Raw genomic sequence first — 23,692 nt, 5'->3', positions numbered from 1 at the left:
CATGGCCCCCACCACGGAGATCAGGGCATGCGCTCGTAGGCCGGGACGGTCAGGAAGTCGTTGTACTCGTCCCCCAGGGCCATCTCGGTGAACAGCGCGCGGGCATCGTCCCACCGGCCGGAGGAGTACGCATCTCCCTTGGCCGAGGCGATGGCCGCGACCTCCTCCTCGATCACCCGCTGCACCAGCTCGGTGGTGACCGGCTGCCCGTCGGACAGCGTCACCCCGTTGTGCAGCCACTGCCACACCTGGCTGCGGCTGATCTCGGCGGTGGCGGCGTCCTCCATCAGGCCGTTGATGCCGGCCGCGCCGGAGCCGCGCAGCCACGACTCCACGTACTGGATGCCGACGCTGACGTTGGCCCGCAGCCCGGCCTCGGTGACCTCACCGGGGGTGGCCTTGACGTTGAGCAGGTCCGCGGCGGTGACGTGCACGTCCTCGCGCAGCTTGTCCAGCTGGTTCGGCCGGTCGCCGAGCACCTTGTCGAAGGCGTCCATCGCGGTCTGCACCATGCCCGGGTGCGCCACCCAGGAGCCGTCGAAGCCGTCGTTGGCCTCGCGGGTCTTGTCCTCGGTGATCTTGTTGAACGCGAACTCGTTCTTCGCCGGGTCCTTGCTCGGGATGAACGCGGACATGCCGCCCATGGCGTGCGCGCCGCGCTTGTGGCAGGTGCGCACCAGCAGCTCGGTGTAGGCGCGCATGAACGGCACGGTCATCGTGATCGAGTTCCGGTCCGGCAGCGTGAAGTCCGCGCCGCGGGTGCGGAAGGTCTTGATCACGCTGAACAGGTAGTCCCAGCGGCCGGCGTTGAGCCCGGAGGAGTGCTCGCGGAGCTCGTAGAGGATCTCCTCCATCTCGAACGCCGCCGGGTAGGTCTCGATCAGGCAGGTCGCCCGGATGGTGCCGCGCGGGATGCCGACGTGCTCCTGGCCGATGACGAACGCGTCGTTCCACAGCCGCGCCTCGAGGTGGCTCTCCATCTTCGGCAGGTAGAAGTACGGCCCCTGGCCGCGGTCGACCTGCTTCTTGCCGCAGCTGACCAGGTAGAGCGCGAAGTCGACCAGGCTGCCGGAGGTCTGCTCGCCGTCGACGGTGATGTGCTTCTCCGGCAGGTGCCAGCCGCGCGGCCGGACGATGATCGTGGGCAGCTCGTCGTCCGGCTTGAGCTCGTAGGACTTCCCCTGCGGGCTGGTGAAGTCGATGGTGCGGTCGATGGAGTCCATCAGGTTCAGCGGGCCGTTGACGACGTTCTCCCACAGCGGGGAGTTGGCGTCCTCCTGGTCGGCCAGCCAGCACTTGGCGCCAGAGTTGAGCGCGTTGATGGTCATCTTGCGGTCGGTCGGACCGGTCATCTCCACCCGGCGGTCGACCAGGCCGGGGGCCGGCGGCGCGACCCGCCAGGAGTCGTCCTCGCGGATGGAGGCGGTCTCGGGCAGGAAGTCCAGCGTGCCGCCGTCGGCGAGGGCCTGCACCCGCTCGGTGCGTGCCTGCAGCCGCTCCAGCCGTCGGCCGTTGAGCTCCCGGTGCAGCCGGGCGATCAGCTCGAGCGCCTGGGGGGTCAGGACCTCCTCGAACCGCGGGCCCATCGGACCGGTGATCTCGACGCCGTCGACCGTGCTCATGACTCTCCCTGGGTGTCGTACCGCCCGGCGGCAGCCCCGGAGCGCGGGGCCGGCAGGACGGGGCCTCCCGTGATGCGGAAGGTTCCATCTGTGATGTGGAAAACGTATCCTCGGTCACCAGTGGGGTCAAGACGACGGCGGTCCACCGCCCGGCCGTCCGGACCCCGGTCGGGACCCTGCGGCCCCGGCGGACGGCCCAGCACCGGGCCCGAGTCAGGAGAGAGGCGCACATGGCCGAGATCAGCGGCCCGGGCAGCAACGGCAGCGACGGCGGCGTGCAGTCCCTCGAGCGGGCGTTCCTGCTGCTCGAGCTGATGGCCGAGGACGGCGGCGAGGTCGCCCTGTCCCGGCTCGCGGTCGACAGCGGGCTGCCGCTGTCCACCATCCACCGGCTGGTCCGCACCCTCGTCGCCCGCGGCTACGTCCGGCAGCTGCCCTCCCGGCGCTACGTGCTCGGGCCGCGGCTGATCCACCTCGGGGAGAGCTCCTCCCGCACGCTCGGCACCTGGGCGCGGCCGCACCTGGGCGAGCTGGTCGACGCCACGGGGGAGACGGCGAACCTGGCGATGCTCGACGGCGACCGGGTGGTCTACGTCGCCCAGGTGCCCTCGCGGCACTCGATGCGGATGTTCACCGAGGTCGGCCGCCGGGTGCACCTGCACTGCACCGGGGTGGGCAAGGCGCTGCTGGCCCAGCTGCCGGCCGCCACCGCCCGCGAGCTGCTGGTCCGCGGGGGCATGCCCCGGCGCACGCCGCTGACGGTCACCGACCCGGACGAGATGATGGCCCGGCTGCCCCAGATCGCCGCCCAGGGCTACGCGCTCGACGACGGGGAGCAGGAGACCGGCGTCCGGTGCGTGGCCGTGCCCGTGCTGGGCGGGCCGCTGATGACCGCCCTCTCGGTGTCCGGCCCGGAGGGTCGGGTGCCGATGGAGAGCGTGCCGGGGATCGTCGGCCAGCTGCAGGCTGCGGCCGCCGCGCTCGCCGCCGAGCTGCGCGAGGACGGTGCCCGCGCGCTCAGCGGCCGGTCCAGCTGACCTGTCCACGGTCGACGAAGGCCCGGACGCCGGCCCGGAAGTCGGCGCTGCCGAACACCTCGCGGACGATGTCGTCGCCGTCGGGCAGGGCGGCCCGGCGCAGCCGCGCGACGGCCTGGCCCGCGGCCTTCATGCTCAGCGGTGCGTGCGCGAGCAGCGTCTCCAGCAGCGCGGCCAGCGCCGGGTCCAGCTCGCCGTCGGGCACCACCTCGCCGACGAAGCCGGCCGCGTGCGCGTCGTCGGCGGACAGCAGCCGTGCCCGCAGCAGCATGTCCAGCGTGCGGCCCGGGCCGAGGTGGTGCACCAGCAGCGAGTACGAGTTCATCGACAGGCAGTTGCCCAGCGTGCGGGCGATCGGGACGCCGAACCGGGACGACGCCGTCGCGACCCGCAGGTCGCAGGCGGCCGCCAGTGCCAGCCCGCCGCCCACGCAGGAGCCCTCGACCGCGGCCACCGTGGGCACGGTGACGTCCTCGAGCCGGTTGACCACCCGCTCGATCCGCGCCTCGTAGGCGATGCCGTCCTCGCCGCTGGTGAAGTCCAGGAACTGGGCGATGTCGGTGCCGGCCACGAAGGCCCGCCCGCCCGCGCCGCGCAGCACCAGCACCCGCACCGACGCGTCGTCGTCGGCCCGCGCGCACGCCTCCTCCAGGCCCTCGTACATGGCGAAGGTCATCGCGTTGCGCGCCTCGGGCCGGTTGAACAGCACGGTGAGGACGCCGCCGTCCTGGGTGACCTCGAGCTCGCTCATGCCCGGCCCTCCCCGGTGCACACGGCGTCGACGACCTCGGCGGGCACGCCGGAGCGTTCCAGCACCGCACGGGTGTCGGCGCCCAGCGGGGGTCCGGCGTGGTCGCGGACGGCCGGGGTGCGGGAGAAGCGCATCGGCGAGCCGATCTGCCGCACCGGGCCGAGCGCGGGGTGGGGGGCGTCCCAGAAGAAGTCGCGGGCGGCCAGGTGCGCGTCGGTGAAGACCTGGCCGTAGTCGTTGATCGGCGCGCACGGCACCCCGGCCGCCCCGAGCGCGGCCAGCAGCTCGTCGGTGGTCCGGCCGCGGGTGCGGGACTCCACCACGTCGAGCAGCTCCCCGCGGCGGGCGTGCCGGCGGGTGGCGTCGCCGTACCCGGGGTCGGCCAGCTCGTCGGCCATGTCCAGCGTGCGGCACAGGCCGGCCCAGGTGTTGGGCGTGTTGGCGCCGATGGTGATCCAGCCGTCAGCGGTCTGGAACGCCTGGTACGGCGCCTGGCTCTGGTGCGCCGAGCCCAGCGGCCCGCCGACCTCGCCGGTGGCGAAGTACCGGCCGGCCTCCCAGACCGCCAGGCTCACCCCCGCCTCGAACAGCGAGACGTCGATCGACTGGCCGCGGCCGGTGCGGTCCCGCTCGCGCAGCGCGGCGGTCACCGCCAGGGCCAGGTACAGCCCGCACACCAGGTCGCAGACCGGGACGCCGACCTTCACCGGCTCGCCGCCCGGGGTGCCGGTGATGCTCATGATCCCGCTGCGGGCCTGGGCCATGATGTCCAGCCCGGGCAGCGGCGCGAGCGGCCCGTCTTGGCCCCAGCCGGAGCCGGAGGCGCAGATGACCCGGGGGTTGACCGCCCAGATGCCCGCGGCGTCGAGCCCGAGCCGGGCCATCGCGCCGGGCCGCAGGTTCTCGATGACGACGTCCGCGGTGCGGGCCAGCGCGAGGAAGGCCTCCTTGCCGGCGGCGGACTTGAGGTCCAGCGCGACCGACTCCTTGTTCCGGTTCAGCCGCAGGTACGGCGAGCTCTCGCCGTCCAGGAACGGTCCGCTGGCGCGCACCGGGTCACCGGCGCGCGGGTCCTCGACCTTGACCACGCGGGCGCCGAGGTCGGCCAGCTGCATCGACGCGTACGGGGCGGCCATGAAGACGCCGACCTCCAGCACGGTGATGCCGGTCAGCGGCGGCTGGTCGCCGGGTTCGGGGGACGTGCTCACATCTGCCTCCGCGGGGTCGCCGGTGGTGCCCATCGTGGTCCGGACGCGACCGCGCCCCGGCGGCGGGTCGCCGTCCGGGGCGCGGTCGCGCGGCCCTGCGTCAGAGCCAGCCGGGGACGACCAGCACCAGCCAGGTGACCAGCGGGATGATCGCGACCATCGAGAAGCCCCAGATCATCAGGGTCCGGAACGTCCTGTCCCGCTCGGCCTCGGTGGCGTTGGCGACGATGAGGGCGCCGCTGGTCGAGAACGGGCTGGAGTCGACGATCGAGGAGGACAGCGCCAGGGCGGTGATCAGGCCGATCGCGCCGACGGCCTCCTCGCCCTGCAGGAAGGGCACGGCGAGCGGGATCAGCGCGCCCAGGATGCCGGTGGTGGAGGCGAACGCGGAGACGACGCCACCGATGTAGCAGATCAGCAGGGCGGCGATCAGCGGGACGCCCAGGCTGGCCACGTTGTCGCCGAGCCAGCCCGGCACGTCCTGGTCCTGCATGAGGCCGACGAAGGTGACGATGCCGCAGATCAGCAGCACGGTCGGCCAGGCGATCTGGCCCACGGCGCCCTTCGCGCCCCGCGGCGCGACGATCGACAGCAGCACGCCGACGGTGATGGCCATCAGGCCGATGTCCAGGTCGAAGGCCAGCGCGCCGACGACCAGCAGCACCAGCCCGCCCAGGGTGAGGGCGCGGTCCCGGTCGATGGTGGTGACGGGGGCGTCGTGCCGTTCCTCCGCCAGCGCGGTGGTCTGCAGCGACCGCTGGTCGGCCCGCTCGCCGGCCGTGGGGTGGTGGTGGCCCGGCTGCCCGTGCGCGGCCTCGGTGACCCGGCCGCCGGAGATCGCGGCCCCGCCGGTGCTGGTGCTGCCGACGGCGGTGCGCGCCGCCGTCGACCCGCCGGGGATGTCCTCGCCGGTGTCCTCGGTCGCGTCCCCCGAGACGGTGGCCGCCACGAAGTCGTCGTCCCGGTGGTCGGACACGTCGACGCGGCTGCCGCCCAGCAGCTTGCGGCCGCCGAAGAGGAAGAAGACGGCGATCGACAGCAGGACGTTGATGACGATCGAGGCGCCCCAGAGGAACAGCGGGCTGCCCTCGAGGTCGTTCTCCTCGACGACGGTGTTGGTGATGACACCGAAGATCGACAGCGGGGAGAAGCCGCCGGCGGTGGCCCCGTTGATGATGAACAGGCCCATCAGCACCGGGTTGATCGAGTAGCGCCGGGCGAAGGACATGCCGACCGGGGCGATGATCGCCACCACGGCGGGCACGACACCGCCGATGGCGGTGAGGGCGCCGGTGACGGCGAACATCGCCCAGGGGATGGCCGACAGCCGGCCACCGGAGGCCTTGACGGCGGCGTGCACCAGCCAGTCGACCGTGCCGTTGTTCTTGGCGATGGCGAAGAGGTAGGTCACCCCGACCAGGACGACGAACAGCGACCCCGGGAAGAAGCCGAAGACCGCGTCGTCGTACGTCGGGTCCCCGTCGGTGCCGAAGATGAAGTACGCCGCGATGAACGCCGCGACGAACCCGAGAGCCCCCATGTGCACGGGCAGCACCGTGGCGATCAGGAAGATCGCCAGCAAGATCAAGATCAGGACGAGCTGTACGGACACCGGCGTCCCCTGAGGTCGTCGCGACGGGTTCGGCTCGCCTGAGCCGTCATTCCGCCATGTGGAAGCGTCTTTTCGCTAGCGGGGATCAGACACTGTGCGTCCGCTCAGTGTCAAGCGTCACAGGACGTCCGATACGTCTCCGTGGCAATCCACCAGCCGGTAGTAACCTCCCGCATGGTGGACTTCGGGTGTCGCGCCCGAGGCCGCATGACGAGAGGGCTCCTGGCATGTCAGCGACGACGACCACCGGCGGACGCCACTTCCTGCAGATCCCCGGCCCGACCAACGTGCCGGACCGGGTGCTGCGGGCCATGGCGGCCCCGACCATCGACCACCGCGGCCCGGAGTTCGCCGCGCTCGGTCTCGAGGTGCTCGAGGCCGTCAAGCCGGTCTTCGGCACCACCCAGCCGGTGGTCTTCTACCCGGCGTCGGGCACCGGGGCGTGGGAGGCGGCGCTGACCAACACGCTGTCCCCCGGGGACGAGGTGCTGGCCTTCGAGACCGGGCACTTCGCCACCCTGTGGCGGGAGATGGCCGAGCGGCTGGGCCTGCGGGTGACCTTCGTCCCCGGCGACTGGCGGCACGGCGCCGACCCCGACGCCGCCCGGGAGCGGCTGGCCGCGGACACCGGCCACGCGATCAAGGCGGTCATGGTGGTCCACAACGAGACCTCCACCGGCGTCACCAGCCGGGTGGCCGAGGTCCGCCGGGCCCTCGACGACGCCGGCCACCCCGCGCTGCTGCTGGTGGACACCATCTCCTCGCTCGGCAGCATCGAGTACCGGCACGACGAGTGGGGGGTCGACGTCACCGTCGCCGGCTCGCAGAAGGGGCTCATGCTCCCGCCCGGGCTGAGCTTCAACGCGGTCAGCGAGAAGGCCCTGCAGGCCAGCAAGACCGCCGGGCTGCCGCGGTCGTTCTTCGACTGGCAGCCGATCCTGGCGGCCAACGAGCGCGGCTTCTGGCCGTACACGCCGGCCACCAACCTGCTGTACGGGCTGCGCGAGGCGCTCACGATGATGGCCGAGGAGGGCCTGCCGCAGGTCTACGCCCGGCACACCCGGCACGCCGAGGCCACCCGCGCCGCCGTGCGCGGCTGGGGCCTGGAGGTGCTGGCCCTCGACGAGCGGGAGTTCTCCGGCTCGCTGACCGCCATCTGGATGCCCGACGGCGGCGCGGACGCCGTCCGGGGGGTCATCCTGCGCGAGTACGACATGTCGCTGGGCGCGGGCCTGGGCAAGCTCGCGGACAAGGTGTTCCGGATCGGGCACCTGGGCCACTTCAACGACCTGACCCTGGTCGGCACCCTGGGCGGGGTGCAGATGGGCCTGACCCGGGCCGGGGTGCAGGTCGACCCGCAGGGCATCCAGGCCGCCCTCGAGCGCCTGCAGCAGCCGTGACGGCGGCTCCGGAGCGCACCGCGGTGCGCGCGGCGGACCTCGAGCGCGAGCTGACCCGGGCGCTGGACGGCGAGGTCGCCTTCGACGACTACACCCGGCACCTGTTCAGCCAGGACGCCTCGATGTACACGATGACGCCGCTCGGGGTCGCCTACCCGGCGCACACCGCCGACGTCGTCGCCGCCGTCCGGCTGGCCCGGGAGGCCGGCGTCCCGGTGCTGGCCCGCGGCGCCGGCACCAGCCTCGCCGGGCAGACCGTCGGCCCCGGCCTGGTGCTGGACCTGTCCCGGCACATGCACCGGATCACCGAGCTCGACCCGGCTACGGCCACCGCCCGGGTCGAGCCCGGAGTGGTCCAGGACGACCTCAACCGGGCCGCGGCCGCGCACGGGCTGATGTTCGGGCCGGACACCTCGACGTCCAACCGCGCCACGATCGGCGGGATGATCGGCAACAACTCCGCCGGCAGCGGCTCGGTGCGCTTCGGCATGACGATCGACCACGTGCAGGACGTCGACGTCGTCCTGGCCGACGGGTCGACGGCGACCTTCGGCGTGGTCGACGAGGCCGAGCGCGCCCGCCGCGCGCAGGGCGACACCCTCGAGGCGGACATCTACCGGCGGCTGCCCGAGCTGGTGGCCGAGAACGCCGGGGCGATCGCGACCGGGTTCCCGCAGTTCTGGCGGCGGGCCGGCGGCTACCGGCTGGACCGGCTGGTCGAGGGGCAGCCCTTCGACCTGGCGAAGTTCCTGGTGGGCTCCGAGGGCACGCTCGCGATCATCACCTCGGCGCGGGTCGGGCTGGTGCCCAAGCCGTCGCGGCAGGTCTTCGCGGTCGGCCACTTCACGTCCGTCCAGGGCGCCATCAACGCCACCGAGGACGCCCTGGCGTTCACCCCCGCCGGGGTCGAGCTGCTGGACCGGACGATCCTCGACCTGTCCCGGCAGAAGATCGAGTACGCCGCCCTCGGGAAGATCCTGCAGGGCGACCCCGAGGCGCTGCTGTTCGTCTCCTTCACCGGTGACGACGAGGCCGAGCTGGTCGCGGCCATGGACGCGCTGGTCGAGCGCTGGGAGCGCAACGGCCACGGCTACCACACGCTGCGCGCGGTCACCCCGGCCCAGCAGGGCGCCCTGCTCAAGGTGCGCAAGTCCGCGCTGGGCCTGCTGATGGCCAACTCCGAGGGCGCCCGCCGGCCGCTGGCGTTCGTCGAGGACACCGCCGTCGACCCGGTGCACCTGGCCGCGTACACGGCGCGGTTCGCCGAGGTGCTGGACCGGCACGGCCTGGAGGCGGGCTTCTACGGGCACTGCTCGGTCGGCTGCCTGCACATCCGGCCGTTCGTCGACCTGAGCAAGCCCGGTCAGGTCGAGGTCATGCGCGCCGTCGCCGTCGAGATCAAGGACCTGGTCCGGGAGTACGGCGGGGTGAACTCCAGCGAGCACGGCGACGGGCTGGCCCGCAGCGAGTTCAACCGCGAGCTCTTCGGCGACGAGCTCTACGAGGCGATGCGGCAGGTCAAGGGCCTGTTCGACCCGCAGGGCACGCTCAACCCGGGCAAGATCGTCGACTCGCCGGCGATGACCGAGCACCTGCGCGACGAGAACCCGCCGCAGCCGGGGCCGCTGCGCACCCGGCTGCAGTTCGACGTCGTCGGCGGGATGTTCGGCGCCGCCGACCGCTGCATGAACATCGGGTTGTGCCGCAAGTCCACGACCGGCGCCATGTGCCCCTCCTACATCGCCACCCGGATGGAGGAGCACTCCACCCGCGGCCGGGCCGGCGCGCTGGTCAAGGCGCTGAGCGAAGGCGACCCGCACACCGCGCTCGCCGACGAGCGGCTGCACGAGGTCCTCGACCTGTGCCTGATGTGCAAGGCCTGCAAGAGCGAGTGCCCGCTGGGCGTCGACGTCTCGGCGATGAAGAGCGAGGCGCTGGCGGCCAAGCACGACCTGCACGGCACCCCGCTGCGCTCGCGGGCCTTCGGCGCCATCCGCACGCTCAACCGGCTCGGGGCGGCGACGGCCCCGCTGTCGAACCTGCCGCTGAAGCTGAAGCCGCTGCGGGCGCTGATGGACTCCAAGCTCGGCATCGCCCGCCAGCGCGACCTGCCGACCTTCCACCGGCAGACCCTCGTCCGGTGGTTCCGCAAGCACCAGGCGCCGGCCGGGGCGACCCAGCAGCCGGTGACCATGCTGGCCGACTCGTTCACCAGCTACACCGAGCCGGGCATCGGCCAGGCGGTGGTCCGGCTGCTGGAGGCGGCCGGGCACCCGGTCCGGCTGGAGAGCAAGGGCTGCTGCGGTCGGGCCAGCATCTCCAAGGGCATGCTGGACGACGCCCGGGAGAAAGCACGGAAGCTGGCTGCCGGCCTGTGCGACGGGGTGGCGCCGGGCTCGCCGATCGTGGGGTGCGAGCCCTCCTGCATCCTCACGCTGCGCGCCGAGCACGTGGACCTGCTGCCCGACGACCCGAACGTCCGCGACGTCGCGTCCCGGGTGCGGCTGCCCGAGGAGCTGCTCGTGGAGGCGATCGACGACGGCCGCCTGCCGCTCCGCGAGGACAGCTGGCTGGCCGGGCGGACGGTCGTCTTCCACGGCCACTGCCACCAGAAGGCCGAGGCCGGGACGGCGGCCACCGTCGCGCTGCTCTCGCGCATCCCGGGGGTGACGGTGCAGGAGCTCGACGCGGGCTGCTGCGGGATGGCCGGGTCGTTCGGGTTCGAGTCCGAGCACTACGACATCTCGCTGCAGGTGGGGGAGGACCGGCTGTTCCCGGCGGTCCGGTCGGCGCCGGCGGACGCGGTCATCGCGGCCACCGGTGTCTCCTGCCGGCAGCAGATCTTCCACGGCACCCAGCGGACGGCGTGGCACCCGGCCGAGCTGGTGCTCGAGGCGCTCGCCCCGTAGCGGCAGCAGTTGTGACGGCCCGTTCCCGCACCGCGGGGGCGGGCCGTCGCCGTCTCAGGGGAGACACAGCTCACCGGCGGGTCTTGTTGCGTACAGCAACCAACGAGTGCAACATGGTTGCTGTCTACATGTACCGGGCGGAGGGCCCGGTACGCCGAGCAGAGGACGCGTCGTGCAGCTGACCCAGGAGACCTCCGAGCGGCTCACCGCCGGGATGTCCCGGCTGGTCCGCACCGCCAAGCACCTCGGGCACCGGGTCGCCGCCGACCTCTACGGCGACCTGCCGTCCTTCGGCTGGGCGCTGCTGGTCCCGTTGGAGCAGGACGGCGAGCAGCGGTGCAGCGCGCTGGCCGGCCGGGCCGGGGTCGACGTCTCGGTCGTCAGCCGGCAGGTGTCGGCCCTGGAGCGGTCGGGGTACGTCGAGCGACGCCCCGACCCGGTGGACGGACGGGCCAGCCTCATCCGGCTCAGCGACGCGGGGGCGGCTGCCCTCGCGCACACCCGGGAGACCCGGGGGCAGTGGGCCGCCGAGGCGCTGTCGGACTGGACGGAGGACGAGGCCCGCCAGTTCACCGGCCTGCTGGAGAAGCTCGCCGACGGGCTGGACGCCGCCGGCCGAGGCCGCCCTCCCCGGTCCAGCCCTGCCGGCGGCTGAGCGCCCAGCCCCCCGTCGACCTCTCATCCCCGCACCCGCACCACCTGGAGAACCCGTACATGAGCACCCCCGCCCCCGCCCGGGCAGCCGCCGGACCCGCGGCCGACCCGGCCGTCGCCCCGGCCGAGCAGCAGGGCCGGATGACCCACCGGCAGATCCTGAGCGCGCTGTCCGGCATGTTGCTCGCGATGTTCGTCGCGTTCCTGTCCTCGACCGTCGTCTCGAACGCCCTGCCGACGATCATCACCGACCTGCGCGGCACGCAGAGCCAGTACACCTGGGTCGTCACCGCGACCCTGCTCGCCTCCACGGCCTCGACGCCGATCTGGGGCAAGCTCGCCGACCTGTTCAGCAAGAAGCTGCTGATCCAGATCGCCATCGTCGTCTTCATCGCCGGCTCCATGCTGGCCGGCCTCTCCCAGTCCGTGCCGACCCTCATCGGCTGGCGGGTGCTGCAGGGGCTGGGCCTGGGCGGTCTGCAGGCGCTGGTGCAGATCGCGATGGCGGCGATGATCAGCCCCCGCGAGCGCGGCCGGTACTCCGGCCTCCTCGGCGGCACGATGGCCGTGGCGACCGTCGGCGGCCCGCTGATCGGCGGTCTGCTGGTGGACACCAGCTGGCTCGGCTGGCGCTGGTGCTTCTACGTCGGCGTCCCGTTCGCGCTGGCCGCGCTGGTGCTGCTGCAGCGCACCCTGCACCTGCCGGTGACCAAGCGAAAGGTGACGATCGACTACCTGGGCGCGGCGTTCCTCACCGCCGGTGTCTCGCTGCTGCTGATCTGGGTCACCCTGGCCGGGGACAGCTTCGCCTGGGCCTCGCTGGAGACCGGGCTGTTCGTCGGTGGCGGCGTCCTGGCGATCGCGGCGTTCATCGTCACCGAGCTCCGCGCCACGGAGCCGATCGTCCCGCTGCGGCTGTTCCGCGACCGGACGACGACCCTGGCCATCATCGCCAGCGTCGCCATCGGTGTCGCGATGTTCGGCTCGACCGTCTTCCTCGGCCAGTACCTGCAGATCTCCCGCGGCTACTCGCCGACCGCCGCCGGGCTGCTCACCATCCCGATGGTCGGTGGCCTGCTGGTCTCCTCGACGATCTCCGGGATCCTGATCACCCGGACCGGCCGGTGGAAGCGGTTCCTGGTCGCGGGCTCGGTGCTGGTCGCCGTCGGTTTCGGCCTGCTGGCCACCATCGACCACGCGACGAACATGGTCCTGCTCGGCGTCTTCCTGGCCGTGCTCGGCACCGGCATCGGCATGACCATGCAGAACCTGGTGCTCGCCGTGCAGAACACGGTGGCCGCCAGCGACCTGGGTGCGGCCAGCTCCGCGGTGGCCTTCTTCCGCAGCCTGGGCGGCACGATCGGCGTCTCGGTGCTCGGTGCGGTGCTCTCCAGCCGGGTCGGCACGCTGATCCAGGAGGGGCTCTCCGGCATCCCGGGGGCGGCCGAGGCCGCCGGGTCCGGGGACGTCGGGCTGGCCACGCTCAACGACGCGCCGGCGCCGGTGCGCGCGCTCATCCAGGTGTCCTACGGCGACGCGACCGGGCGGATCTTCCTCATCTCGGCGCTGCTGTCGATCATCACCATCGTGGCGATCGTGCTCATCCGCGAGGTCGCGCTGCGCACCGAGTCCGGCGACGAGCGGCTGCTGTCCGAGACCGCGGACGGCGGCAGCACCGCCGCGGTGGACGACGAGCTGGCCGGCGGCGAGCGCACCGCCGTCCGGAGCGTCTCGCAGAGCTGACCCCGCACACGACGAAGGCCCGCTCCCCGACGGGGGAGCGGGCCTTCGTCGTCAGGCCCCCTTCAAGGCCCCGCGTCGAGCTTGCGAGGCGTGGGGGGAAGGGGGTCCTTTCTCACGCGAGCGCGGCGTCCAGCGTGATGTCGACGCCGGTCAGGGCCTTGCTCACCGGGCAGCCGACCTTGGCGTCCTGGGCGGCCTTGACGAAGCCGTCGGCGTCGAGGCCGTCGACCTCGCCGCGGACGGTGAGCGCGATGCCGGTCAGCTTGAAGCCGCCGTTGTCCTTGTCCGGGCCGAGGGAGACGTCCGCGGAGACCTCGAGGCTCTCCACCGTGCCGCCGGCCTCACCGACGATCGCCGAGAGCTGCATCGCGAAGCAGGCGGAGTGCGCCGCGGCGATGAGCTCCTCGGGGCTGGTGGTACCGCCGGCGTCGTCGGCAGCGCGCTTGGGGAAGCTGACGTCGTAGGTGCCGACCTTGGAGCTGGACAGCTCGACCTGGCCGGAACCCTCCTGCAGGGAACCGTTCCATGCGGTGCGCGCGGTGCGGGTGGGCATCGGACCTCCTCGTCGGCGGGTGGCCCGCGCCGCGGGTGCGGCGCGGTCGGTCACCCGACCTGTGGGGCACAACCGTTCCCGGCAGCCGATGTTCCCGCCACCCGGCCCGACGGCCCCCTCGCAGGGCCCCGCCGCGAGCCTGCGAGCGGTGGGGGGCGAGGGGGTCCTTCTTCAGGCCTTGGCGGGCTGCGGGGTGTCGGAGACCCGGTCGGTGATGGTCCGGAGCTGGCCCTTGAGCTCGGCGAACTCGTCCGTGGACAGCGCGAGGGCGTCGATCATGTGCCCGGAGATGGCGCACGCCGGGCCCTGCAGGGCCCGGCCGGCGTCGGTCAGCCGCACCGAGACCGAGCGCTCGTCGTCGGCGCGGCGGTGCCGGGTGACCAGGCCGGCGGCGGTCAGCCGCTTGAGCAGGGGGGAGAGGGTGCCGGAGTCCAGGGCGAGCCGGGAGCCGAGCTGGCCCACGGTCTGCCCGTCCTCCTCCCACAGCAGCATGAGCACGAGGTACTGCGGGTAGGTCACGCCGAGCTCGTCGAGCAGAGGTCGGTAGCGAGCGGTGACGGCGCGGGAGGCCGCGTACAGGGCGAAGCAGAGCTGGTCGTCGAGAGCCACGCTCGGCGACGGTGTGTCCGTCATGTCCACAGAGTAGGACGCGATCGGTCTCGGGGCCTCCCGCCTCACCACGTGGTGTGCAGATCACAACCGGGTCGTGTCGCACTGGACGGCCGAGGGTTGAGCGGAACAGACTCAACTCCGGCGTCGTTGGACCTGCCGACAGTCCCTGCACGACCCGGAGAGGACACCCGCACCGACCATGGCGCAGAGCAAGCTCACCACCCGTTCGCAGGAGGCCATCGCCGCCGCCCAGCGGCTGGCCGTCGACCGCGGCCAGGCCGCCCTCGAGCCCCTGCACCTGCTGGTCGCGCTGCTCGAGCAGGCCGACGGCATCGCCGGCCCGCTGCTGCAGGCGACCGGCGCCGACCCCGCCGACGTCCGGGCCAAGGCCGACGCCGCGCTCCGCCGGATGCCGAGCGTCAGCGGCTCGACCGTGCCCGCCCCGTCGCCGTCCCGCGAGCTGCTGATGGCGATCAACGCGGCCGGCGAGCAGGCCGGCGCGCTCGGCGACGAGTACGTCTCGACCGAGCACCTGCTGGTCGGGCTGGCCACCACCGCCGGGGAGGCCGGCGCCCTGCTCACCGGGGCCGGCGCCACCCGGGACGCGCTGCTGGCCGCCTTCCGCACCGTGCGCGGCAACCGCAAGGTCACCAGCCCCGACCCGGAGAGCACCTTCCAGGCGCTGGAGAAGTACGCCGTCGACCTCACCGCCCGCGCCCGCGAGGGCCGGATGGACCCGGTGATCGGGCGCGACGCGGAGATCCGCCGGGTCGTGCAGGTGCTCTCCCGGCGGACCAAGAACAACCCGGTGCTGATCGGGGAGCCCGGCGTCGGCAAGACCGCGATCGTCGAGGGCCTGGCCCAGCGGATGGTGGCCGGCGACGTCCCGGAGAGCCTGAAGGGCAAGCGCCTCATGGCGCTCGACCTCGCCTCGATGGTCGCCGGCGCGAAGTACCGCGGCGAGTTCGAGGAGCGGCTCAAGGCCGTGCTGCAGGAGATCACCGAGGCCGAGGGGCAGGTCGTCACCTTCATCGACGAGCTGCACACCATCGTCGGCGCCGGTGCCAGCGGCGACTCCGCCATGGACGCCGGCAACATGATCAAGCCGATGCTGGCCCGCGGCGAGCTGCGGATGGTCGGCGCGACCACGCTGGACGAGTTCCGCGAGCACATCGAGAAGGACCCCGCCCTCGAGCGCCGCTTCCAGCAGGTCTTCGTCGGCGAGCCCACGGTCGAGGACACGATCGGCATCCTGCGCGGCCTCAAGGAGCGCTACGAGGTGCACCACGGCGTCCGGATCACCGACGCCGCGATCGTCGCCGCCGCCACGCTCTCCGACCGCTACGTCACCGCCCGTTTCCTCCCCGACAAGGCCATCGACCTGGTCGACGAGGCCGCCAGCCGGCTGCGGATGGAGATCGACAGCCGCCCGGTCGAGGTCGACGAGGTGGAGCGGGTCGTCCGCCGGCTCGAGATCGAGGAGATGGCGCTGGCCAAGGAGGACGACGAGGCGACCGCCGCGCGGCTGGCCACGCTGCGCACCGACCTGGCCGACCGGCGGGAGGAGCTCGCCGAGCTGACCGCGCGCTGGCAGCAGGACAAGGGCGCGATCGGTCGCATCCAGCAGGTCAAGGAGGAGCTCGAGCAGTTCCGGCTGGAGGCCGAGCGGGCCGAGCGGGACGGCGACCTCGCCCGCGTCGCGGAGCTGCGCTACGGCCGGCTCCCGCAGCTGGAGCGCGACCTCGCCGCGGCCGAGGCCTCGGCCGCCGACCGCGAGTCGATGCTCAAGGAGGAGGTCGGCCCGGACGACATCGCCGAGGTCGTGCAGGCCTGGACCGGCATCCCGGCCGGCCGGCTCCTCGAGGGCGAGACGCAGAAGCTGCTGCGGATGGAGGAGGAGCTCGGCAAGCGGGTCGTCGGTCAGCCCGACGCCGTCCGCGCCGTGTCCGACGCCGTCCGCCGCGCCCGGTCCGGGGTCTCCGACCCCGACCGGCCGACCGGTTCGTTCCTGTTCCTCGGCCCCACCGGTGTCGGCAAGACCGAGCTGGCCAAGGCGCTCGCGGAGTTCCTCTTCGACGACGAGCGGGCCATGGTCCGCATCGACATGAGCGAGTACTCCGAGAAGCACTCGGTGGCCCGGCTGGTCGGTGCCCCGCCCGGCTACGTCGGCTACGAGGCGGGCGGGCAGCTCACCGAGGCGGTGCGCCGCCGCCCGTACACGGTCGTGCTCTTCGACGAGGTGGAGAAGGCCCACCCCGACGTCTTCGACGTGCTGCTGCAGGTGCTCGACGACGGCCGGCTGACCGACGGCCAGGGCCGCACAGTCGACTTCCGCAACGTGATCCTGGTGCTCACCTCCAATCTCGGCTCGCAGGTCATCGCCGACCAGTCGGTGCCGGAGGAGCAGAGGAACCGGGCGGTGCAGGACATCGTGCGGGCGCACTTCAAGCCGGAGTTCCTCAACCGGCTCGACGACGTCGTCACGTTCCGGGCGCTGGGCTCCGAGGAGCTCGCCGGGATCGTCGACATCCAGGTCCGGGTGCTGGCCCGGCGGCTGGCCGCCCGCCGGCTGACGCTGACGGTCACCGACTCGGCGCGGGACTGGCTGGCGCTCAACGGCTTCGACCCGGTCTACGGCGCCCGCCCGCTGCGCCGGCTGGTGCAGTCCGCGATCGGCGACCAGCTCGCCCGGGCGCTGCTGTCCGGCGAGGTGCGGGACGGCGACCAGGTCCTCGTCGACTGGCCCGGTGACGTCACCACCGGCGACGGTCAGCTGAGCGTCACCCGGGTCGAGCCGGCCGGCGCCGGCGCCGACCAGGCCCCGGTGGCCACCGTCGCCCGGGCGATCAGCGCGACCGGCGACTGACCCCGGCAGGCCCGGCTCCACCGCTCTGGCAGCGGTGGAGCCGGGCCGCGCGGATCAGTCGACGCTGTCCTGCACGCACTGCTCGTACGCGGCCTGGTCGCCGGTCTCGTTGAGGTCGTTCAGGCAGTCACCGGCGGTCCGGACGAAGAACACCGTGGCCGCCAGGACGATGATCCCGAGCACCAACCCGATCACGCCGGTGACGATGCCGGCGATCGGCATCCCCCGGCTGTCGGCCCGGCCGGCCTTGACCCGGCGCAGCGCCACGATGCCGAGGATGATCGCGATCAGCCCCAGGACGATGCCGGGGACGCCGGCGAAGAACGCCGCCGGCAGGGACAGGATGCCGAGCACCAGCGCGGCGATGCCGAGGCCGTTGGACCTCTTCGGCTGGTCGTACTGGTCGTACTGACCGGGCTGGCCGTACGGCGCGGGCTGGCCGTACTGCCCGGGCTGCTGGCCGGGCTGGCCCCACTGGCCGGGCTGTCCGTACTGCCCGCCGGCGGTCGATCCCTGCGGCGGGTCCGGGTACGGGGAGAACGGGGAGCCGGGCTGGCCGGGGCGGTCGTCGTCGGAGCGGGAGGGGTCAGGCGGCGTACCAGGAGGCGTCGTCATGATCGCCGGAGCGTAGGGGGCGACCTGCCGCCCGGCAGGGCGGCGCGGCCGGCCCTCACCCCGTCGGGTGGCGTGCGCCACGGCCGACCCACCATGCTCGATGATCACCGGTGTCCGTGTGCCGAGGTGATCCGAGGAGCGTCATGACGTCATGACGTCATGACGTCATGACGTCAGGACCGCAGGACCCGCGACAGGGCGGCTCCGGGCAGGAGCCGCCCTACGGGCAGCAGCCGCCCTACGGCCAGCAGCCCCCGTACGGCCAGCAGCCGCCGTACGGGCAGCCGCCGCAGGGCCAGCAGTACGGCCAGCCCCAGTACGGGCAGCCGCCGCAGTACGGCCAGCAGCCCGGCTACGGCTACCCGGCCGCCCCGCAGGGCGGCGGGTGGGGCGGGCCGCCGCCCGCGCCGACCGCCCGGCCGTCGACCGTGAAGCTGGGCATCTACGCGTTCCTGGCCAACACGCTGCTCGGGCTGCTGGGCTCGATCGTCACCTTCGCCGACTTCAACTCGCTGGTCGACGACGCGGCGCGGCAGGCAGGCGTCAGCCCGGACAGCGTCCGTGCCGGGGTGACGGTCGGCGCGGTCATCGGGCTGCTCTTCCTGGCCGCCTACCTGCTGGTGCTCTGGTACGCCTGGCAGGGGCGGAACTGGGCGCGGATCGTGCTGTGGGTGCTCGGCGGGCTCAGCGTGCTGTCCGGCCTGGTCGGGCTCGGCAACGGCAACGGGTTCCTGGCGCTGCTCGGCGTGCTGCAACTGCTGCTGTGCATCGCCGGGATCGTGCTGCTGGCGCTCAAGCCGTCCAACGAGTGGTACCGGGCCGAGGGGCAGCGCCGGAACCGGTACTGACCCCGGTCAGCGCGCGGCGCGGCTGCGTGGGCCCGACCGGGTCCACGCAGCCGTCGTCCGGGTGAGCAGGCTCGCGACGGCTGCGACGCACAGCACCAGGACCAGCTGCGAGGTCACCGCGAGGCCGCCGGCGAGCACGATGCCGACCAGCGTGACCAGCCCGAGGGCGGCGGTCGCGGCGAGACCGGTCCAGCGTGCCCAGCTCCGGCCGCGCGCCAGGAAGACCGCCGCCACGGCCGTCGCGAGGCCGAAGACGACGGACTGGGCCAGGTTGACCCGGACCGCCTGCTCGGCCCCGGACCGCGACGAGCCGGACCGCCCCTCGACGAGGGCGTCGACCACGGCGTCCCAGGCCGACACGGTGACCACCGCGCTCAGCAGGAGCAGCACCGCCAGGCCGGTGAGCACGCCGACGGCCACCCGCGCCGACACCGGCATCGCCGGACCCGTACCGGCGGGACCGCTCGCGGACCGGGGCGGCAGGGGGTCGCTCACCGCGCCAGGGTGGCACGCCCGGCGCCCGCCGTGGCGGACGTTCCCGGTCGGCGGGGCAGCGGGATGCCATGCTCGACGGCCAACGGCACCGATCGCCGGTGCGCACGGTGCCGCTGCCGCCAGCGGCCCCCGGAGCAGGAGGAGACCCCCGTGAAGGCCGCCCGGCTGTCCCGCGCCACCGTCCGCCTCGCCCTCGGTGGCGCCGTCCCGGTCCTGCTGGCCGGGCTGACGGCGTGCACCTCCGCCGACGGCAGCGACACCGTCAGTGCGGCCAGCGGCACGGCGGCGAGCTCGGCGTCGGCCGCCGCACCGTCGTCGGCCGCGCCGGTCCAGGGGCCGATCGGGGCCGGCTGCGCCGTCTTCCCCGCCGCGGGGCCCGGGAGCGCCGCCGTCATCGCCACCGTGCCGGTGGGGATCGCCGTGAGCACGGTGCCGCAGCTGAGCACGCTGACCCAGGCGATCATCGCGGCCAACCTCGTCGACGTGGTCAACACCCGTGAGGACGTGACGCTGCTGGCGCCCTCGGACGCCGCCTTCGCGGCGCTCGGGCCCGACGCGGTGCCGGCGCTGCTCACCGACGTCCCGCGGCTGACGACGCTGATCACCCACCACGTGCTCCCCGGCCGGCTGACGCCCGACCAGCTCGTCGGCGAGCACACCACGCTGAACGGGGACCAGGTCACCGTCGCCGGACCGGCCGTGACGCCCACGCTCACCGCGGACCAGACCGCCCCCGCCGCCGTGCAGGCCACCGTCGTCTGCGGCAACGTGCCGACGGCGAACGCCACCCTCTACGTCATCGACCAGGTGCTCGCCCCGGCCGGCTGAGCGCCGTCGTTAAGGTCTCCGCCATGACGGCTGCCCCGGCACACCCCGACCGCGACCGGCTGCGCGAGCTGATCGTCTCCCTCGCCGTGGTGCACGGGAAGGTGACGCTGTCCTCGGGCCGGGAGGCCGACTGGTACATCGACATGCGCCGGCTGACGCTGCACCACGAGGGCGCCCCGCTCGTGGGCCGGGTGATGCGGCAGCTCACCGGCGACCTGCGCTACGACGTCGTCGGGGGCCTCACCCTGGGCGCGGACCCGGTCGCCACCGCGATGCTGCACGCCGCGGCCGACGGTGCCGGGTTCCTGGACGCCTGCGTGGTGCGCAAGGAGGGCAAGGCCCACGGGCTGCAGCGCCGGATCGAGGGCCCGGACGTCGAGGGCCGGGCGGTGCTCGTCGTGGAGGACGTGTCGACCACCGGCGGCAGCCCGCTGACCGCCGCCGAAGCGCTGCAGGAGGCCGGCGCGGAGGTGGTCGCGATCGCCGTCATCGTCGACCGCGGGGGCCGGGCCGCGGTCGAGGCCGCCGGCTTCGAGTACCGCGCCGCCTTCACCCTGGCCGACCTCGACCTCGCCTGACGCGCAGGCATAGGAACCTATGCACCCGGTTCTGGGCCTCGGACCGGGGGTGGAGGTTCCTATGCCTGCGTCGGCCGGTGCCTGCGCGCGGGGCCGTCAGGCGGTGGTGGTGCCTCTGCGGTTGGTGCGGCGGGCGCGGAGCAGCTCGACGGCCACCGGGATCAGCGAGAGCACCACGATCAGGATGGCGAAGGCCTCGATGTGCTCGCGGATGACGTCGACCTGGCCGAGCCAGTGGCCCAGCGCGGTGACGCCGCCGGCCCAGGCGATCCCGCCGATGACCGAGTAGAGCGCGAAGACCCGGAAGTCCATCCGCGAGGCGCCGGCCATCACCGTGGCGAAGGTCCGCACGATGGGCACGAAGCGGGCCAGCACGATCGTCCGGGCGCCGTACTTCGCGAAGAAGCCGTGCGCCTGCTCGACGTACTCGGCTTTGAACAGGCGTGAGTTGGGCTTGTTGAACACCGCCGGCCCGGCGCGGTGGCCGATCCAGTAGCCCGTCAGGTTGCCGGCGATCGCGACCAGCGGCAGCAGCACGAGCAGCACCCACAACGGCGCGAGCGTCACCCCGGCCAGCCCGCCCGCGGAGACCAGCCCGGCGGTGAACAGCAGCGAGTCCCCCGGCAGGAAGAACCCGACCAGCAGGCCGGTCTCGGCGAAGATGATGAGCAGCAGGCCGATCAACCCGAAGGTGTTCAGCAGGTGCGTCGTGTCCAGGAAGGCCGGAGCCGCTTCGATCGCCATCGAGGGGCAAGGTACGTGGCCCGGCCGCCGTCGACCTGTCAGCCGTGGCGTGCGAGTGACGCACGGGACGTACCGTGACGCAGGTGACCGCAATCACGACGACGTGGGTCCGCGAGCTGCAGGACGCCCTGGGCCCGGACAGCGTGCTCACCGACCCCGACGTCACCGCCGCCTACGCGCGGGACCAGGCGATGCTGGTGGAGGCCGGCCTGCCGGCCGCGGTGGCGTTGCCGCGCAGCACCGAGGAGGTGTCGGCCGTCCTGCGGCTCGCCTCCCGGCACGGGGTGCCGGTGGTGCCCCGCGGCGCCGGCTCGGGCCTGGTCGGCGCGGCCAACGCCGTCGACGGCGGGATCACCCTGGTGCTCACCCGGATGGACGCCGTCCTGGAGGTCTCCGCCGCCGACCGGCTCGCCGTCGTCCAGCCCGGGGTGGTCAACAAGACGCTGCGGGACGCCGCCCGGGGGCACGGGCTGTTCTACCCGCCGGACCCGGCCAGCTACGACTGGTGCACCCTCGGCGGCAACCTGGCCATGAACTCCGGCGGGCTGTGCTGCGTGAAGTACGGCGTCACCGCCGACTACGTGCTCGGCCTCGAGGTCGTGCTGGCCGACGGGCGGGTGCTGCGCACCGGCCGGCGCACGGTCAAGGGCGTGGCCGGCTACGACCTGACCCGGCTGTTCGTCGGATCCGAGGGCACCCTGGGGGTGATCACCGAGGCGACCCTGGCGCTGCGGCCGGCCCCGCAGCCGCCGGTGACCCTGGTCGCCAGCTTCGGCACCAGCGCGCAGACCGGCCAGGTCGTGGAGCAGGTGGTCACCAGCGGGCTGGTGCCCAGCATGCTCGAGGTGATGGACCGCACCTGCATCCGCGCCGTCGACGACCTGATGAAGGCCGACCTCGACCGGGACGCCGCCGCGCTGCTGCTGGCCCAGTCCGACAGCGGGGGCGCGGTCGCCGCCGCCGAGATCGCCGCGCTGACCCAGCTCTGCGAGGCCGCCGGCGCGGACTTCGTGCACTCCACCGACGACCCCGCCGAGGGCGACCTGCTCATGACGGCCCGGCGGATGGCGCTGCCGGCGCTGGAGCGGCTGGGCAGCAGCCTGCTGCTCGACGACGTCGCCGTCCCCCGCTCGCAGGTGGCCACCTTCATCGACGGCTGCGAGGGCATCGCGGCGACCGCGGGGCTGGTCATCGGCGTCGTCGGGCACGCCGGTGACGGCAACATGCACCCCACCGTGGTCTTCGACGGGGGCGACCCCGACCAGACCACTTGGGCCTACGCCGCGTTCGACGCCATCCTGGAGCTGGGGTTGTCCCTCGGCGGCACCATCACCGGCGAGCACGGCGTCGGTGCGCTGAAGGCCGACTGGCTGGAGCGGGAGATCGGCCCGGTCTCGCTCTCGGTGCACCGGGCCGTCAAGCACGCACTGGACCCGGCCGGGATCCTCAACCCCGGGAAGGTGTTCCGCCCGGTCCCCGGCGCCGGCGTCGCGGGCTGAACGGGGTGCCCCTGGCCGTCCGCGCGGAGGCGGCGGCGGGATACTGACGCCGAGCAGAGCCGCTGGTCCCGACGTCAGGAGTGCACCGCATGCCCATCGCGACCCCCGAGGTCTACGCCGACATGATCAACCGGGCGAAGGAGGGCGGCTTCGCCTACCCGGCGATCAACTGCACCTCGTCCGAGACCATCAACGCCGCCCTGCGCGGCTTCGCCGACGCCGGCAGCGACGGCATCATCCAGTTCTCCACCGGCGGTGCGGAGTTCGGCTCCGGCACCCGGGTCAAGGACATGGTCACCGGTGCCGTGGCGCTGGCCGAGTTCGCCCACGTGGTCGCCGAGCGCTACCCGGTCAACGTCGCGCTGCACACCGACCACTGCCCGAAGGACAAGCTCGACAGCTACGTCCGGCCGCTGATCGCCATCTCCAAGGACCGGGTCGACGCCGGCCAGGAGCCGCTGTTCCAGTCGCACATGTGGGACGGCTCGGCCATCGAGCTGACCGAGAACCTGGAGATCGCCCAGGAGCTCATCGAGAAGTGCGCGGCCGCGAAGATCGTCCTCGAGCTGGAGATCGGCGTCGTCGGCGGCGAGGAGGACGGCGTCGCCCACGAGATCAACGAGAAGCTCTACACCGCCGACGGCGACTTCGTGCGCACCGCGGAGGCCCTCGGGTTCGGCGAGAAGGGCGTCTACCTGCTGGCCGCCACCTTCGGCAACGTGCACGGCGTCTACAAGCCCGGCAACGTCAAGCTCCGGCCCGACGTGCTCAAGCGCGGTCAGGAGATCGTCGCCGAGCAGTTCGGCACCGCGGAGAAGCCGTTCAACCTGGTCTTCCACGGCGGGTCGGGGTCGGACCTCTCCGACATCCGGGAGGCCATCTCCTACGGCGTGGTGAAGATGAACGTCGACACCGACACCCAGTACGCGCTGACCCGGTCCATCGCCGGGCACATGTTCCGCAACTACGACGGCGTGCTGAAGGTCGACGGCGAGGTCGGCGTCAAGAAGCAGTACGACCCGCGCACGTACATGAAGGAGGCCGAGGGCAGCATGGCCGACCGCGTCGTCCGGGCCTGCGAGGACCTGCTGTCCGCCGGCCAGTCGCAGGCGGGCTGA

Annotated in this window: 20 protein-coding genes; 11 read left to right on the top strand and 9 right to left on the bottom strand. The window is 73.1% G+C overall.

Features of this window, described 5'->3' with window-relative positions; translation table 11 throughout:
• Nucleotides 1-20: 20 nt before the first annotated feature.
• The gene (aceB, locus tag MODMU_RS24525) at nucleotides 21-1,622 is read right to left on the bottom strand and encodes a malate synthase A (RefSeq protein WP_014743103.1); all 1,602 of its coding nucleotides are present in this window, start codon (nucleotides 1,620-1,622) and stop codon (nucleotides 21-23) included.
• A 230-nt stretch (nucleotides 1,623-1,852) separates the two neighbouring features.
• Here aceB and MODMU_RS24520 point away from each other — a divergent pair, with 230 nt between their 5' ends.
• Entirely contained in the window at nucleotides 1,853-2,659 is an 807-nt protein-coding gene (locus MODMU_RS24520) for an IclR family transcriptional regulator (RefSeq protein ID WP_014743102.1), read from the top strand.
• Here the strand turns inward: MODMU_RS24520 and MODMU_RS24515 are convergent.
• The 3 genes from MODMU_RS24515 to MODMU_RS24505 all read right to left on the bottom strand — a co-directional run bounded on the left by MODMU_RS24515 (nucleotide 2,640) and on the right by MODMU_RS24505 (nucleotide 6,230).
• Nucleotides 2,640-3,410: an enoyl-CoA hydratase/isomerase family protein gene (locus MODMU_RS24515; RefSeq protein WP_014743101.1), complete on the bottom strand. Its 771-nt coding sequence runs from the start codon at nucleotides 3,408-3,410 to the stop codon at nucleotides 2,640-2,642. The two genes, MODMU_RS24520 and MODMU_RS24515, sit on opposite strands and share 20 nt — an antisense overlap.
• Complete coding sequence (locus MODMU_RS24510) at nucleotides 3,407-4,618, bottom strand: CaiB/BaiF CoA transferase family protein (protein WP_041795599.1); 1,212 nt, start codon at nucleotides 4,616-4,618, stop codon at nucleotides 3,407-3,409. Before MODMU_RS24510 ends, MODMU_RS24515 begins: the two co-directional genes overlap by 4 nt.
• Before the next feature lie 100 nt (nucleotides 4,619-4,718).
• Nucleotides 4,719-6,230, bottom strand: coding sequence for an SLC13 family permease (locus MODMU_RS24505; RefSeq protein WP_014743099.1), 1,512 nt, complete (start codon nucleotides 6,228-6,230; stop codon nucleotides 4,719-4,721).
• A gap of 227 nt (nucleotides 6,231-6,457) precedes the next feature.
• On the opposite strand from MODMU_RS24505, the gene MODMU_RS24500 reads away from it, so the two are divergent.
• From MODMU_RS24500 to MODMU_RS24485, 4 genes are all read left to right on the top strand, one after another.
• Nucleotides 6,458-7,630, top strand: coding sequence for a pyridoxal-phosphate-dependent aminotransferase family protein (locus MODMU_RS24500; RefSeq protein WP_014743098.1), 1,173 nt, complete (start codon nucleotides 6,458-6,460; stop codon nucleotides 7,628-7,630).
• On the top strand, nucleotides 7,627-10,539 hold the full coding sequence (locus MODMU_RS24495; protein WP_014743097.1) for an FAD-binding and (Fe-S)-binding domain-containing protein: 2,913 nt from the start codon (nucleotides 7,627-7,629) through the stop codon (nucleotides 10,537-10,539). Before MODMU_RS24500 ends, MODMU_RS24495 begins: the two co-directional genes overlap by 4 nt.
• Nucleotides 10,540-10,711: 172 nt before the next feature.
• A complete protein-coding gene (locus MODMU_RS24490; RefSeq protein ID WP_014743096.1) occupies nucleotides 10,712-11,194 on the top strand; it encodes a MarR family winged helix-turn-helix transcriptional regulator in 483 nt (160 codons plus the stop codon).
• A 59-nt stretch (nucleotides 11,195-11,253) separates the two neighbouring features.
• Nucleotides 11,254-12,936: an MFS transporter gene (locus MODMU_RS24485; protein ID WP_014743095.1), complete on the top strand. Its 1,683-nt coding sequence runs from the start codon at nucleotides 11,254-11,256 to the stop codon at nucleotides 12,934-12,936.
• A gap of 112 nt (nucleotides 12,937-13,048) precedes the next feature.
• On the opposite strand, the gene MODMU_RS24480 is transcribed toward MODMU_RS24485, so the two are convergent.
• Together MODMU_RS24480 and MODMU_RS24475 are read right to left on the bottom strand one after the other, a co-directional pair.
• Nucleotides 13,049-13,489 carry an OsmC family protein gene (locus tag MODMU_RS24480; RefSeq protein WP_014743094.1) on the bottom strand — a complete coding sequence of 147 codons (441 nt, stop codon included), beginning with the start codon at nucleotides 13,487-13,489 and terminating at the stop codon, nucleotides 13,049-13,051.
• Nucleotides 13,490-13,660: 171 nt separating this feature from the next.
• Nucleotides 13,661-14,122 carry a MarR family winged helix-turn-helix transcriptional regulator gene (locus MODMU_RS24475; RefSeq protein WP_014743093.1) on the bottom strand — a complete coding sequence of 154 codons (462 nt, stop codon included), beginning with the start codon at nucleotides 14,120-14,122 and terminating at the stop codon, nucleotides 13,661-13,663.
• A gap of 178 nt (nucleotides 14,123-14,300) precedes the next feature.
• Here MODMU_RS24475 and clpB point away from each other — a divergent pair, with 178 nt between their 5' ends.
• Complete coding sequence (gene clpB / locus MODMU_RS24470; RefSeq protein WP_014743092.1) at nucleotides 14,301-16,967, top strand: ATP-dependent chaperone ClpB; 2,667 nt, start codon at nucleotides 14,301-14,303, stop codon at nucleotides 16,965-16,967.
• A 54-nt stretch (nucleotides 16,968-17,021) separates the two neighbouring features.
• Here the strand turns inward: clpB and MODMU_RS27375 are convergent, their stop codons facing one another.
• The gene (locus MODMU_RS27375; protein ID WP_166503601.1) at nucleotides 17,022-17,582 is read right to left on the bottom strand and encodes a DUF4190 domain-containing protein; all 561 of its coding nucleotides are present in this window, start codon (nucleotides 17,580-17,582) and stop codon (nucleotides 17,022-17,024) included.
• Between the two features lie 167 nt (nucleotides 17,583-17,749).
• On the opposite strand from MODMU_RS27375, the gene MODMU_RS28960 reads away from it, so the two are divergent.
• Entirely contained in the window at nucleotides 17,750-18,430 is a 681-nt protein-coding gene (locus MODMU_RS28960) for a DUF6264 family protein (RefSeq protein WP_014743090.1), read from the top strand.
• A 6-nt stretch (nucleotides 18,431-18,436) separates the two neighbouring features.
• On the opposite strand, the gene MODMU_RS24455 is transcribed toward MODMU_RS28960, so the two are convergent.
• Entirely contained in the window at nucleotides 18,437-18,925 is a 489-nt protein-coding gene (locus tag MODMU_RS24455; protein WP_166503600.1) for a hypothetical protein, read from the bottom strand.
• Between the two features lie 150 nt (nucleotides 18,926-19,075).
• Between MODMU_RS24455 and MODMU_RS24450 the strand changes: the two genes are divergently transcribed.
• Together MODMU_RS24450 and pyrE are read left to right on the top strand one after the other, a co-directional pair.
• Nucleotides 19,076-19,753 (top strand): fasciclin domain-containing protein, encoded by a 678-nt coding sequence (locus MODMU_RS24450; RefSeq protein WP_014743088.1) that lies wholly within the window; start codon nucleotides 19,076-19,078, stop codon nucleotides 19,751-19,753.
• 23 nt (nucleotides 19,754-19,776) lie between these two features.
• Nucleotides 19,777-20,331 (top strand): orotate phosphoribosyltransferase, encoded by a 555-nt coding sequence (gene pyrE / locus MODMU_RS24445; protein ID WP_014743087.1) that lies wholly within the window; start codon nucleotides 19,777-19,779, stop codon nucleotides 20,329-20,331.
• Nucleotides 20,332-20,427: 96 nt separating this feature from the next.
• On the opposite strand, the gene MODMU_RS24440 is transcribed toward pyrE, so the two are convergent.
• Complete coding sequence (locus MODMU_RS24440) at nucleotides 20,428-21,075, bottom strand: DedA family protein (protein ID WP_014743086.1); 648 nt, start codon at nucleotides 21,073-21,075, stop codon at nucleotides 20,428-20,430.
• Nucleotides 21,076-21,158: 83 nt separating this feature from the next.
• Between MODMU_RS24440 and MODMU_RS24435 the strand changes: the two genes are divergently transcribed.
• Together MODMU_RS24435 and fbaA are read left to right on the top strand one after the other, a co-directional pair.
• Nucleotides 21,159-22,574, top strand: a complete 1,416-nt coding sequence (locus MODMU_RS24435; protein ID WP_231851718.1) for an FAD-binding oxidoreductase — start codon at nucleotides 21,159-21,161, stop codon at nucleotides 22,572-22,574.
• A gap of 89 nt (nucleotides 22,575-22,663) precedes the next feature.
• Complete coding sequence (gene fbaA, locus MODMU_RS24430; RefSeq protein ID WP_014743084.1) at nucleotides 22,664-23,692, top strand: class II fructose-bisphosphate aldolase; 1,029 nt, start codon at nucleotides 22,664-22,666, stop codon at nucleotides 23,690-23,692.

Origin of the sequence: Modestobacter italicus, from assembly GCF_000306785.1 — a bacterium.
Taxonomy (GTDB): Bacteria; Actinomycetota; Actinomycetes; order Mycobacteriales; family Geodermatophilaceae; genus Modestobacter; species Modestobacter italicus.
The sequence above is the reverse complement of the archived record's forward strand: the minus strand, read 5'-3'. Positions and strand labels throughout refer to the sequence as shown.

Excerpts from the sequence above, each read along its gene's own strand:
- MODMU_RS24440 (WP_014743086.1), bottom strand. The coding sequence starts at position 21,075 with ATGGCGATCGAAGCGGCTCCGGCCTTCCTGGACACGACGCACCTGCTG.
- clpB (WP_014743092.1), top strand. The coding sequence starts at position 14,301 with ATGGCGCAGAGCAAGCTCACCACCCGTTCGCAGGAGGCCATCGCCGCC.
- MODMU_RS24515 (WP_014743101.1), bottom strand. The coding sequence starts at position 3,410 with ATGAGCGAGCTCGAGGTCACCCAGGACGGCGGCGTCCTCACCGTGCTG.
- MODMU_RS24500 (WP_014743098.1), top strand. The coding sequence starts at position 6,458 with ATGTCAGCGACGACGACCACCGGCGGACGCCACTTCCTGCAGATCCCC.
- MODMU_RS24480 (WP_014743094.1), bottom strand. The coding sequence starts at position 13,489 with ATGCCCACCCGCACCGCGCGCACCGCATGGAACGGTTCCCTGCAGGAG.
- MODMU_RS24485 (WP_014743095.1), top strand. The coding sequence starts at position 11,254 with ATGAGCACCCCCGCCCCCGCCCGGGCAGCCGCCGGACCCGCGGCCGAC.
- pyrE (WP_014743087.1), top strand. The coding sequence starts at position 19,777 with ATGACGGCTGCCCCGGCACACCCCGACCGCGACCGGCTGCGCGAGCTG.
- MODMU_RS27375 (WP_166503601.1), bottom strand. The coding sequence starts at position 17,582 with ATGACGACGCCTCCTGGTACGCCGCCTGACCCCTCCCGCTCCGACGAC.
- aceB (WP_014743103.1), bottom strand. The coding sequence starts at position 1,622 with ATGAGCACGGTCGACGGCGTCGAGATCACCGGTCCGATGGGCCCGCGG.
- MODMU_RS28960 (WP_014743090.1), top strand. The coding sequence starts at position 17,750 with ATGACGTCAGGACCGCAGGACCCGCGACAGGGCGGCTCCGGGCAGGAG.
- MODMU_RS24520 (WP_014743102.1), top strand. The coding sequence starts at position 1,853 with ATGGCCGAGATCAGCGGCCCGGGCAGCAACGGCAGCGACGGCGGCGTG.
- fbaA (WP_014743084.1), top strand. The coding sequence starts at position 22,664 with ATGCCCATCGCGACCCCCGAGGTCTACGCCGACATGATCAACCGGGCG.
- MODMU_RS24475 (WP_014743093.1), bottom strand. The coding sequence starts at position 14,122 with ATGACGGACACACCGTCGCCGAGCGTGGCTCTCGACGACCAGCTCTGC.